General features: G+C 68.9%; 13 protein-coding genes. 4 read left to right on the forward strand and 9 right to left on the reverse strand.

Annotated features, from left to right (window positions below; translation table 11 throughout):
• The first annotated feature begins 132 nt into the window (after positions 1 to 132).
• Positions 133 to 723, forward strand: a complete 591-nt coding sequence (locus tag BN1701_RS26865) for a hypothetical protein (protein ID WP_054053386.1) — start codon at positions 133 to 135, stop codon at positions 721 to 723.
• On the opposite strand, the gene BN1701_RS26870 is transcribed toward BN1701_RS26865, so the two are convergent.
• Positions 666 to 1,424, reverse strand: a complete 759-nt coding sequence (locus BN1701_RS26870) for an SDR family NAD(P)-dependent oxidoreductase (RefSeq protein WP_054053388.1) — start codon at positions 1,422 to 1,424, stop codon at positions 666 to 668. The two genes, BN1701_RS26865 and BN1701_RS26870, sit on opposite strands and share 58 nt — an antisense overlap.
• 288 nt (positions 1,425 to 1,712) lie before the next feature.
• Positions 1,713 to 2,660 carry an oxidoreductase gene (locus BN1701_RS26875; protein ID WP_054053390.1) on the reverse strand — a complete coding sequence of 316 codons (948 nt, stop codon included), beginning with the start codon at positions 2,658 to 2,660 and terminating at the stop codon, positions 1,713 to 1,715.
• 80 nt (positions 2,661 to 2,740) lie between these two features.
• Here BN1701_RS26875 and BN1701_RS26880 point away from each other — a divergent pair, with 80 nt between their 5' ends.
• The gene (locus tag BN1701_RS26880; RefSeq protein ID WP_054053391.1) at positions 2,741 to 3,700 is read left to right on the forward strand and encodes an aldo/keto reductase; all 960 of its coding nucleotides are present in this window, start codon (positions 2,741 to 2,743) and stop codon (positions 3,698 to 3,700) included.
• A 42-nt stretch (positions 3,701 to 3,742) separates the two neighbouring features.
• On the opposite strand, the gene BN1701_RS26885 is transcribed toward BN1701_RS26880, so the two are convergent.
• From BN1701_RS26885 to BN1701_RS26910, 6 genes are all read right to left on the reverse strand, one after another.
• Positions 3,743 to 4,270, reverse strand: coding sequence for a DUF1697 domain-containing protein (locus BN1701_RS26885; RefSeq protein WP_054053393.1), 528 nt, complete (start codon positions 4,268 to 4,270; stop codon positions 3,743 to 3,745).
• The gene (locus BN1701_RS26890; RefSeq protein WP_231949715.1) at positions 4,267 to 6,024 is read right to left on the reverse strand and encodes a long-chain-acyl-CoA synthetase; all 1,758 of its coding nucleotides are present in this window, start codon (positions 6,022 to 6,024) and stop codon (positions 4,267 to 4,269) included. The genes BN1701_RS26885 and BN1701_RS26890 overlap by 4 nt, the downstream gene beginning before the upstream one ends.
• Positions 6,025 to 6,120: 96 nt before the next feature.
• Positions 6,121 to 6,336 (reverse strand): hypothetical protein, encoded by a 216-nt coding sequence (locus BN1701_RS26895; protein WP_054053398.1) that lies wholly within the window; start codon positions 6,334 to 6,336, stop codon positions 6,121 to 6,123.
• Complete coding sequence (locus BN1701_RS37585) at positions 6,333 to 6,629, reverse strand: hypothetical protein (RefSeq protein ID WP_231949716.1); 297 nt, start codon at positions 6,627 to 6,629, stop codon at positions 6,333 to 6,335. Before BN1701_RS37585 ends, BN1701_RS26895 begins: the two co-directional genes overlap by 4 nt.
• A 562-nt stretch (positions 6,630 to 7,191) precedes the next feature.
• Positions 7,192 to 7,776, reverse strand: coding sequence for a PIN domain-containing protein (locus tag BN1701_RS26905; RefSeq protein ID WP_054053401.1), 585 nt, complete (start codon positions 7,774 to 7,776; stop codon positions 7,192 to 7,194).
• Complete coding sequence (locus BN1701_RS26910; RefSeq protein WP_054053403.1) at positions 7,777 to 8,247, reverse strand: helix-turn-helix domain-containing protein; 471 nt, start codon at positions 8,245 to 8,247, stop codon at positions 7,777 to 7,779.
• A gap of 307 nt (positions 8,248 to 8,554) precedes the next feature.
• Between BN1701_RS26910 and BN1701_RS26920 the strand changes: the two genes are divergently transcribed.
• Both BN1701_RS26920 and BN1701_RS26925 read left to right on the forward strand, forming a co-directional pair.
• Positions 8,555 to 8,734, forward strand: a complete 180-nt coding sequence (locus tag BN1701_RS26920; protein WP_054053405.1) for a DUF397 domain-containing protein — start codon at positions 8,555 to 8,557, stop codon at positions 8,732 to 8,734.
• A gap of 321 nt (positions 8,735 to 9,055) precedes the next feature.
• Positions 9,056 to 10,384, forward strand: a complete 1,329-nt coding sequence (locus tag BN1701_RS26925; RefSeq protein ID WP_054053406.1) for a hypothetical protein — start codon at positions 9,056 to 9,058, stop codon at positions 10,382 to 10,384.
• A 25-nt stretch (positions 10,385 to 10,409) separates the two neighbouring features.
• Here the strand turns inward: BN1701_RS26925 and BN1701_RS26930 are convergent, their stop codons facing one another.
• Positions 10,410 to 11,639 carry a hypothetical protein gene (locus BN1701_RS26930; protein WP_054053407.1) on the reverse strand — a complete coding sequence of 410 codons (1,230 nt, stop codon included), beginning with the start codon at positions 11,637 to 11,639 and terminating at the stop codon, positions 10,410 to 10,412.
• Positions 11,640 to 11,680: the final 41 nt, after the last annotated feature.

Consider the following 11,680-nt stretch of genomic DNA (forward strand, 5'->3'; position numbering starts at 1 on the left):
GGCGGCCCAGCTTCCCGCTGGCCGCACGGGCGAAACGCCCACGGACAACCAGTACGAGGACCTTCCGCCCGCACACCCAGCGGAAACCTGGACCACCGATATAGACGCCGGATTTCCGGCGCAGGACCTAAGTTGACCAGGGTCGCGATCACGGTCGTCACCTTCGGCGCGCTCGCCACCGCGCTGGCGCTGGGGGTGAGCTGGTTCGTGGTGTCCGGGCCGGGGGAGCGCTTCGAACCCGCGGTGAACACGTTGGCGCTGCTGGCCGGTATCACGGGGATCTTCGCCGAGCGGTGGGCGGCGCAGCGGGAGCGGCGGCAGCAGGCGATCGAGTCGATCGACTCGGAACTGGCGCACAACCGGGAGATCCTGGCGGGCGACGAGTTCGGCGCCGACGCCCCGCCGGGCCGCAAGCTCTACGCGCGGCTGCTGCACTCGGCGGTGGACGCGGCTTTCACGTCGGGCGCGCTGAGCCCGCGCAAGGACGTCGAGCTGATCTCGCTGCTGCACCACTGGCGCGGGCAGGTCAGCTCGGTCAACCGGCGGCTCGAACTCACCGAGCTGCTGGTGTTCACCACCGCGTCGGCCGACGAGGCCCAGGACTTCGACAAGGCGCTCCGCACGTTCATGCCGACCGTGCGGAGCCACCTCGACGAGGTCGAGACCTACCTGGGCGCCATGCGCAGCGAGCCGTCGAGACGGATCACCTCGCCGTTGAGGTAGTCCTGGTCGATGATCGACAGCGCCAGGTTCGCGTACTCCTCCGGCTTGCCCAGGCGCTTCGGGAACGGCACGCCCTCGGCCAGCGCGGCGCGGAACTCGTCGGAGACGGTCGCGAGCATCGGGGTGTCGATGATGCCGGGGGCGATGGTCAGCACGCGGATGCCCGACGAGGCGAGGTCACGCGCGGCGGGCAGGTTCAGCCCGACGATCCCGCCCTTGGACGCGGCGTAGGCGGCCTGCCCGACCTGCCCGTCGAACGCGGCGATGGAGGCGGTGTTGATGATGACGCCGCGCTGGTCGTGCTCCAGCGGCTCGGTCCGCGCGATGGCTGCCGCGGCGAGGGTGACGACGTTGAAGGTGCCGATCAGGTTGACCTCGACGACCTTGCGGAACAGGTTCAGGTCGTGCGGTCCCTTGCGCGACAGGATGCGCGCCGACGGCCCGATCCCGGCACAGTTGACCACGACGCGCAGCGGCTTGCCGGACGCGACGGCGGCGTCGACGGCGGCCTGGACCTGCTCGGGGTCGGTGACGTCGGTGGGCACGTAGGTGACCCCGTCGACCTCCGGCGCCGACTCGATGGCGGCGGGCAGGTCGAGGGCGAACACGCTCGCTCCCTTGGCGGCCAGCGCCTGTGCGGTCGCGCCGCCGAGCCCGGACGCCCCACCGGTGACGATGGCCGCGGTGCCGTCGATCTGCATCCCTGCTGTCCCTTCGCGCCGCCGTGCACCAGCGCACGGACTACCGGGGCAGAGGTTAACGCCCGTTCAGCCCGCGCCCCACTCGATGTGCCCGATCTCCCAGGCCCACAGTCCGCGATCCGACAAGTGAACAATCCTAACGTTCAACAATCCTAATGTAGAATTGTTGAACAACCCTCCGGTTGGGACTGAGACCGAAGGCGGAGGGCGCAGTGTCACGTCGCGAGCCCCGGACCCGCCTGTCGGGGCAGGATTGTTCAACAGTAGGATTGTTCTACGAGCCGTGGGTCAGCGGGCCAGGCCGAAGTCGAGGCCCGTCAGCTCCTCGCTGACATCCCACAGCCGCTTGGCCAGCTCACGGTCGCGGGCGGCCTCCAGCGGCTCGACCACCGTCGGGTAGCCCTTCTGCTCCCGCCGCCCGTTCGGCCCGATGAACTGCCCGCTCTCGACCTCCGGGTGCGTCGCCGCGTACAGCTGCGGCAGCGCTCCCATGCCCGCGTCCTGCGCCATCAGGCGGTTGGACACCTTGATCGCCAGCTTCGTCACCCCGGTCGGCCCGCTCGACTGCAGGTTCGTCGCCGCCGAGCCAGGGTGGGCCAGCACACTCGCGACACCGAAGCCGTTGGCCCGCAACCGCCGGTGCAGCTCCAGCCCGAACACCACGTTCGCCAGCTTGGACTGCGCGTAGTAGCCGGTCTTGGAGTACTTGTGCTCGCCGTGCAGGTCGTCGAAGTGCATCCGGCCGCGCTTGTGCAGGTATGAGCTGACGGTGACCACGCGCGGGTCGATGCCTTCCTTCAACACGTCCAGCAGCAGCGCGGTGAGCGCGAAGTGGCCCAGGTGGTTGACGGCGAACTGCAGCTCGTAGCCCTGGGCGCTCAGCGAACGCGGCGGCATCATCACGCCCGCGTTGTTGATGAGGAGGTCGATCCGGTCGACGGTGTCGGCGAATGCGGTCACCGTGTCCAGGTCGGCGAGGTCGACGATCCGGGTCTCGACGAGCGCGTCGGGCTGCTCGGTCCGGATCGCCTCGACCGCCTCGGCGCCCTTGTCGGCGTCGCGGGCGGTCAGGATGACGTGGGCGCCGTGGCGGGCCAGTTCACGGCTGGTCTGGAAACCCAGACCACTGTTGCCGCCGGTCACGACGGCGGTGCGGCCGATCAGGCTGGGGATGTCGGCGGCGGTCCACCCGAGGGCGGACACCGCCCCCGGATCGTCCTCGGGTGTGGTGCTCATGGCGCATAGCCTGCCTTACCGCTGTGTCCCATAGTGCGAAACCTAGATCACAGCGCCCCGGCGCCCTTACTGTCTGCGGTGTGGAGCTGCGTCACCTGGGCGAGTCCGGGCTGGTGGTGGGCGCCGTCGGCCTTGGCTGCAACAACCTCGGTCGGCCCGGCACGCCCGCCGAGTCCTTGGCGGGTTCCCGCGCGCTCGTGCACGCCGCGCTCGACGCCGGAATGTCCTTGTTCGACGTCGCCGACGTCTACGGCGCCCCGCGCGGCCGCAGTGAGGAACTGCTGGGTCAGGCGCTGGCGGGCAAGCGCGACCACGCGGTCATCGCCACCAAGTTCGGCATGGACATGCAGGGTGGCAATGGTCCCGACTTCGGTGCCCGCGGCGCCCGCCGCTATGTGCGCCGGGCCGCGGAGGCGTCGCTGCGCAGGCTCGGCACCGACTGGATCGACCTCTACCAACTCCACCGCCCCGACCCGGCCACACCGATCGCCGAGACCCTGGCCGCCCTCGACGACCTGGTCCGCGCGGGGTTGATCCGGCACGGCGGGGTCTGCAACCTGGCGGGCTGGCAGCTGGCCGACACCGTCTGGACGGCGCGGAGCACCGGCGTCGGTGCCCCGGTCTCCTCGCAGGACCACTACTCGCTGCTCGAACGCGGTGTCGAGCGGGAGATCGTGCCCGCCTGCGACCGGTTCGCGCTGAGCCTGCTGCCGTACTTCCCGCTGGCCAACGGCCTGCTGACCGGCAAATACACCCGCGACCAGCCCCCGCCCGCCGGGTCCCGGCTGGCCAACCGTCAGCGGCTGCTCGACGACGCGCCCTGGCACAAGATCGAGAAGCTGCGCGCGTTCGCGGGCGAGCGCGGGATCACCATGGTCAGCCTCGCGATCGGCTGGCTGGCCGCGCAGCCCACCGTCGGGTCGGTCATCGCGGGCGCGACCACCGCCGACCAGGTCGCGGCCAACGCCAACGCGATCCGCTGGCGTCCCACGGCCGAGGACCTGATCGCCCTCGACGAGATCTGTCCACCCCGCCGCTGAGTTGTCCACAGGAGTTGTCCACACTGTGAACAAGTGTTCGAGTCAGGGGATCGCGGCGGCTATCTTGGTGACGGTGTTCCAGTTGCGGGCGGTGCCGTGGATCTTCCATTGCTTGAGCAGAAATGGCACGATCTCCGGCGCCTCCAGGATGCCGTTGGGGCACCACTGATAGACCACCCGATCGCCGACCTTGATGGTCGCGGCGTCCAGCGCCTCGACCGTGGCGGCCTGCTCCGCGTCAAGCGTCTCGGACAGGAAGACCGCCATCATCCGCGAGCCGTTGTCCGCGACGTCGGCCAGCGGGTGCCCGTCGACGACCTGCTGGATCTCCTTGGCCGTGCGGACCACGCACCGGGTCGTCAGCCCGTGCTTCTCGGCCAGCGCGGCCTCGATCTTCGTGCCGATCGACGCGGGCGTGCCCTTGCCGCTGAACACCGCGTTGCCGCTCTGCAGCAGTGTCTTCACCTCGCCGAAGCCGAGTTCGGCGAGCAGCTCGCGCAGGTCGGCCATGGCGATCTTTTTGTTGCCGCCCACATTGACCCCGCGCAGCAGGGCCACGAATCCGGTCATGCCCGGATCTTGCCCCCGGCGACCTCGGCGGGATAGTCGGGGTACCAGGTGACGTACTTGCCGCCCGTGAAGACGAACATCGGGTCGGTGACGCCAGCCGCGTAGCCCTCGTCGCGCAGGTCGACCTTGCGGGACTTGAAGGTCGAGGTCTGCTCGACCTCGTTGATCACCCGGACGAACAGCGGGACCGCGTAGGACGGGAGTCGGTTCGCCAGGTGCGCGCCCATGACCGTGCCGTCGAAGCGAGTGCCGTCGCGCAGCTTGACCGCGGCCATGCCTGCCTTGCCGTCGGTGCCGGGGACGGACACGCCGTAGACCACGGCCTGTTCGACGTCCGGGTGCTCGGCGATGGCGCCCTCGACCTCGGTGGTGGCCACGTTCTCGCCCTTCCAGCGGAACGTGTCGCCGAGCCGGTCGACGAACGCCACGTGCTTGAACCCCTGCATGCGGACCAGGTCGCCGGTGTCGAACCAGCAGTCGTCGGCCTTGAACGCGCCGCGGACCAGCTTGCGCTCGGAGGCGTCGGCGTCGGTGTAGCCGTCGAACGGCGCGCGGTTGGTGACCTTGGTGAGCAGCAGCCCGACCGCGCCCGCCTTGACCTTGCGCAGCCGGTCGCCGTGGCGTAGCGGCTTGCCGGTGTCGGCGTCGTACTCGACCACCGCGAACGGCAACGGGCACGTGCCCGCGGTCCGATCGATGTTGAGCGCGTTGATGAAGGCGAGATTGCACTCGCTGGCGCCGTAGAACTCGGCGATCCGGTCGATGCCGAATCGCTCGGTGAACTCAGCCCAGATCTCCGGGCGCAGCCCATTGCCGACGACGACGCGGACCTGGTGTTCGCGCTCGATCGGCCGGGGCGGCTGGTTGAGCAGGTAGCGGCAGAGTTCGCCGATGTAGCAGAAGGCGGTGGAGCGGGTGCGGACCACGTCGTCCCAGAACCGGGAGGCGGAGAACGAGCGCCCGATGGCCAAGGTCGCGCCCGCGGACAGGACTGACGAGAGAGAGACCGTCAACGCGTTGTTGTGATAGAGCGGCAGACAGCAGTAGAGGGTGTCATCGGCGCGCAGTCGCACGCCGAGGCCGCCGATCCCGGACATGCTCTTGAGCCAGCGGAAGTGCGACATGGCGCTGGCTTTGGGCAGGCCGGTGGTGCCCGAGGTGAAGATGTAGAACGCGGTGGTCGACGCGGGCAGAGTCGCGCAGACCTCGGGGTCGGCGTCGCTGGTCGCGCCGTCGGCAAGGGTGTCGAGGTCGAGGACCGTCGGCGTGTCCACCTCGTTGAGCGCCTCGCGATAGTCGCGACCCGCGACCAGGACGGTGGCGTCGAGCAGCCGGACGCTGTGGTCGAGCACGTCGCCGCGCTGATTGGTGTTGATCATGCCCACGGCGGCGCCCAGCTTGACCCCCGCGAGGGCGGCGAGCAGCGTCTCCGGCCGGTTGCCCGCCATGACGGCGATGGTCTTGCCCGGCCCGACCCCGTGCGCGGCGTAGACCGAGGCGTACTGGTTGACCAGCGCGTTCGCCTGGCCGTAGGACATTTCGGTGTCCTCGAACCGCAGGAACGGCCGCTCAGGATGCTTGGCCGCGGCCCGCTGGAAGATGTGGCCGATGGATTCTTTGTTCGTCGGCTTCAATGTCACCAGGCCGACCGCGCCCCGCGCCATCCGCAACCCGTCCGGCGCGAGCTTCGGGAGGGCACGCAGGACGTCGATGAACGTGACCTTACGGGCCCCGACCTGCTCCATTGCATCCATGCGAACGGATGCTACTGAGAAGTAGGTTCTCCGGCTAGGGGTCTACCCCAAACTCGTGATACTCCGTTTGGCGCAATGTCGGGACCGTTGTTATCACTAGCGGGAATCGGCCGGCCACTGTGCTTCGACGTGGTTGGTGGCCGCGCGGATGGCTTCGTGGCGCGGCCACTGGTCGATCGCATCGACAGCGGTCTGATGGACATCGCCCGGCTCATCGACAGTGTGGTCCAACGCGGGTGCGTCCACCGGCAGTGGAGCAGGCGGGATGAACATCGGGAGAGTCCTCTCGATCCGGGTCTGCAGCCCGTTCATTCGGCGGGGTTGCAGGAGTCGAGGTCGCGCCACTTCTCCCACGCGGTCTGTCTGGTGATGTGCAGGGTGGCCGCGATCTCCGACCAGCTGTGCCCGTGTGCGCGCGCCGTGCGCACGGCGTTGATCTCGGCGATCTCCAGCAGACTCCGCGCGGCGTGGATGTCCTGCAGGGCGCGCAGCGCGGCCTCACCGGTGTCGGGATGACCCGGTGTCGCGCCAGGGCTTCGCTGGTGCCAGCCGTTGAGCCGGTTCCAGGCGCGTCGCCCGTCCTGCCACACGGATCTACCACGCATGCTGCCAGGATAACCTGACAGCTCCCGTCAAGGAACCCTGACAATTTGGGGTCGGTACCGGCTGGTCAGCCGCCTGCGCCACCCGTCGCGGAATCCGCTCGTGCCCGAGCGCAGCGCCCAGGTCGACTGCCCAGGATGCGGCGACACTGTGGAGTCGTTCGACACGGTCCGTCGGCGGCGGACGATGTGAGGGGACCGAGGCACGCCCGCGACGAGTTGTGACCAATGCGGGCGTGTGCCCCGTGTGCGAGCGACGTTGCAGGCAACGCAAATGGTTCTGTCCGTGTAATTCGACCGCGGTTGCTCGTGGTACCTCCGCCGCTCCGAGCATTGGAATACTGAATTCAATTGATTCGACCTGCGGCAATGCTCGAACATAACCCACCCCGCACCCGGACCTGCGGTGTGCGGCAGCTTGCGCACCGGCGCAGCCGCAGTCGACCACCGCGCCACCCAGCCAGCGTCCGCCGCGTCGACATGTGGCGCCAGACCGTCTGTGGGACGAGGCATCTCGCCGAGCTGCGGCGCATCCCGGAACACCAGCACTACTGGCCGACGGCGGTCACACGGGTCTGGGTCGTCCGCGGTGGGCGGACCAGTCGGCTTGGAGCAGCGGCGTGCGCACCTCGGCAACGAACCCCGGTGCCACGCCGCTGAACCGAGCCATAAAGCTCTCCGCGGTGATGGGCGGGTGGTTGCAGTCGGCAAGCATCTCCAGGACACAGGTCACTGTCTGCTCCGGGTACAGGTCGAGCTGGTCCATGAGGAAGTCGTCGGGGTGTACGGCGTCGATGTCGTAGGGGGTCAACGCCTCGGCCGGGAAGTCTTTGAGGTTCGCCGTGACGATCACCTCGGTATTGGCCCGTACCGCCGCGGCTAGGACGTGGCGGTCCTTGGGGTGGTTGGTCATTCCGTTGATCAGCGGTTCGTACCCGGTGACCATGGCGTCCGGGAACGCCGCGCGCATCGCGTCCACGCGCTTGCGGGCCTTGTCCGCGGTCACCTTCGGCAAGTTGCGTTCCACCTCTTGGAGCACCTGCTCCGACCACAACAGGCGGTAGGTGTCAGCCTCGGCCAGCCGCAGCAGCAGATCTGACAAGCGGGCCGGGACGAGGACGCAGGCGTCTAGGAAGGCGGGGAAGGGCACTTACCGAGTCTGGACGAACTCGTCATCGACGTCATGCAGGCCCGCCGCGACCGCATCGTGTGTCAGCTCCCGCAACGCTGCACGCCGAGCCTGCCGGGTTCGCTCGCGGTACTCGAGCACGTCGGCCAGGCGCACCTTGCGATGACGGCCCCGGCCGGGGCGCTCGTGCGAGATCTCGCCCTGGTCCAGGAGCGTGACCAGGGTGGGGCGGCTGATGTTGAGCATGTCCGCGGCCTGCTGTGTGCTCAGCATCGTGTCGTGCGGGGCGATCGTGACCGCGCGTCCGGCAGTCAGGGCCTCCACGATGTCGAGCAGCGCCACGTACAGCGGCTCCGGGATCTCGATCTCCCGGTGGTCCGGGCCGACCAGCTTCGCGGGGGCACCCCCGGTCAACGCCTGGGCGACATTGCTTAGCTCCGGGCCGCCGTCGGCAGGCGGGAACACGGTGCGATCGAGCGCGGCGGTAGTCATGTCATCCCCTTCGTTCCCCGACGTGCGGTTGTCGCACCGGGTTGACTCGACGCGTCAAGTCTAGCCCGAGATCGGAAGAAACGAAAAATTCGAAGAAAGATTTCTTTTTGCAAACATGGAGCGAAAGCGCGCCCGCGCACACGGGCTGACCGATCAGACGATCGTGCGCCACGAGGCACCGTTCATGCGGACCAACTCGCGCACATCGTGGCGCTGGCCGAGGTGGAGCACATCACCATCACTCAGTCATGACTATTCGGTGGCGCTGATCGATCGGTTCGCCGCCGCACTGTGAGAGGCGGTCTCCATGGACCTGAACAACGCCCTCTGGCGCAAGAGTCGTCGCAGCGGTGGCGGCGAGGGATCGAACTGCGTCGAGTTGGCGCTGATCGGGCCAGGCGTGGCGGTGCGGGACTCCAAGAATCAAGGCGGCCCGATCCTGACTCTCCACGAGTCCACCTGGCGTTCGCTGCGCGCGTCGCTCTGACGCGTCCCGCTTGAGTCAGCGGCGGGTCGGTCGGTCGTTGAGGGCGATCACGAGTCGAACGACGAACACGATCGCCACCGTGACGACGGCGAGAATCTGCAAAGCCATTGCTGCCTCCAAGGGCACCGGATCCACCAATGCTCCCCGTTGCGTCGGCAACCATCCGGGATGTGATCCGCGACACGCCTCGGTGATCGCCCATGTGAGTTACCGGGGGCCGAGCGGACCATGAACGAACTGCGCATGCCGCGTGCGCGGGTCGGCTAACGTGAGGTCGACGGCGGGGGTGCCGACGGGTGTCGGCAGCGGGAGGGGATCGACGTGTCCAGCAGTGGCCAGCAGACGTCGGGTGCCGCCCTCCCCCCGGTCCACGAGTCATGGCTGCCGCGCGAGCACTCCCTCTACCGACCCCGGCACGGCGCCCAGCGGTTCGCGCTCATCAGCGCGCTGATCTTCTTTCTCGGGCCGCTCGTCGGGCTCGTCGTCCTCGGCCCATCGGACACCACCGAGAACCGCCGTCCCGCCGACTTCCCCAGCCCGGCCGACGGCTGGCAGTTCTTCGCTGGCTTCTCGCCGTGGGCCAACGACCACCTCGCGTTCAAGGCGGGCGCGATCGATCTGTCCGGTTTCGTCAGCAAGGAGATCTTCGGCGAGCGCCCGGATCTCGGCCGCGACGTGCAGCCGCCGGTCGGTCCGGTCGCCCCGCCCCCGCCGCAGGCCACAACGAATTCCGAACCCCCGAAGAGCGCCGACAAGGACATCAAGACCACCGACGGCTACCCGTCGGTGATCGAGGGCCGCGACGACTGGATGTACCTGGGCTTCGACGTGCAGGGCAAATGCGAGCCCGCGCAGTCGCTCGACGACATCCTGGGCAACGTGCGCAAACTGCGGGCCGCCGTGGAGAAGTCCGGGCGCCGGTTCGTCCTGGTCATCGCCCCAGACAAGGCCACCGTGGAGCCGTTCTACCTGCCATCGGACTACACCGGCAAGGCGTGCGCGGCCACGGCGAGTGACAAGTTCTGGCGGGCGATGACCGTCGAACCCGGCGTCATCGACCTGCGGGGCGAGATCCGTGCGGACTCGGAGCGGCGCGACCACTCGCTCTACTTCACCCAGGACACGCACTGGACGTTCGAGGGTGGGCTGCTCATGACCCGCGTCCTGGCCGACCACCTCAAGCCCGGCGCGTCGGACACCTGGAAGGAACTGCCCGGTCCGCACTGGCAGGGCGACGCCGACCTGCCCAAGCTGATCGGCGTGCGCGGGGAGAACCGGGCAAGTCAGCCTGGGCTCGGCGTCGACAGCGACACGAACGGCGCCACCTGGATCAACGGCGACTTTCGTACCACGCTGACGTTGCAGCGCGCCGCGACCAAGGGCATGGTGCCGGGGCGTGTGGCCATGCTCGCCGACTCCTACACCCGCTTCGCCACCGGCTACCTGGCCGCCGCGTTCGCCGACCTCTCGATCACCCACGTCGAGGAGCTGACCAAGAACTCGCAAGGGGTGGGAGACCGGCTCGCCGCGGCTGACACCGTCGTGGTGGAGGTCGTGGAACGGCACCTCGCCGCCGGGGTCAGCCCGGTGACGAACCCGCAGTTCGTCGATCGGCTCGCGAACACGATCGCCGCGCGTCCCCGGAGGTGACGCGCGGCGATCAGTGGACCGACTGTCAGGAGGCGGGGAACGCCTTGAGAACCGCCTCGGTCTGGTTGCGGTAGGAACCGCTCAGCGACGCCTCGTTGGACAACGGCGTCTGGACCGTGGTGATCCGCACGACGTTGTTGCCCGACACGTAGAGACCGCGGTAGATCGCGAACTCGGCCACGACCTTCTTCTCGAAGATGATCGTCGGCGGCATGTTCGGCAGCGGGTCGGCGATGTAGATCAGGCCGACGCTCTCCTGGTAGGCCCGCAGGTCGGCGAGCAGCTTCTGCGCGTCTGCCTCGGACTTGGTCGGGATGACCACCGTGTTCATCGCATCCGGCGTCGGGCCGTCCTCGGGCGCCTTGCGGACCGCGGACTTCCACGGGACCTTGGTGATCCCCGCCGCGGTGATCAGCGTGGCCTCCGGCTGGTCGACCAGCTTCATCTCGACCAGCCGCGCCACCTCGGTGACCTCGCCGAGCTGCTGGGTGCTCGCGGGCGGCCCCGGCAACTCCTCGAACGCGGCCACGTTCGGGTCGGTCGGCTTGGGCTTGGTGGTCGTGGTCGGCGCGGGCTCGGCCGAACTCGTGTTCGTGGGGGTCTGGCCGCCCGCCTCGTTCTTGGGCCGGAACAGGAAGTAGCCGCCCGCGCCGAGACCCGCCAGCACCAGCACCACGAGACCGATGATCAGCGCCTTCTTGCCGCCGCCGGACGACCCGCTGTCGAAGACCTCGGGGCCCTGCCGGATCCAGTCGGGGCTGCCGCCCGCCGCCATCGGCGGGAACTCCGAACCCGCCCACGGCGGGCTGATCTCATCCTGCTGCTGGTGCCACGGATTCGGCTGCGCGTAAGGGTTTGGCGCGGGCCGGGGCATCATCCCGCCCATTTGCTGCTGTCCCGGCACGCCGGGCACGACCTGGGTCCGCTCGGCGTCGCCGGGGTTCGGCCGCGCCGTCTGCCAGCCGCCGACGGCCTGGGTGCGATCCGACCCGACCACCTGGGTGCGCTCGCCGTCGCCGATGTTGACGATCTGGGTCTTGTCCGGGTTGTCCGCGCTCACGGGCGGCGGCAGCGTCACCGGCCGGATCGCCTGCGTCTGCTCGCTCGGGTTGGGCGGGGGCGCCACTGGTGTCGGTGTCGCGGTGCCCGCCGCCGATGAAAGGATGTTGTCCCGGCGGACGCGGTACTCGTCGGCCGAAAGCCGTCCGGTCGCCAACTCCTCATCGAGCGAGCGCAGTTCCTCCTGCCAGCTCACGCCTTGCCCCTTCCCCTCGTGTCACGGCGGACGCACGTCAT

The sequence above is a fragment of the Alloactinosynnema sp. L-07 genome, from assembly GCF_900070365.1.
In the GTDB taxonomy this organism is placed as follows: domain Bacteria; phylum Actinomycetota; class Actinomycetes; order Mycobacteriales; family Pseudonocardiaceae; genus Actinokineospora.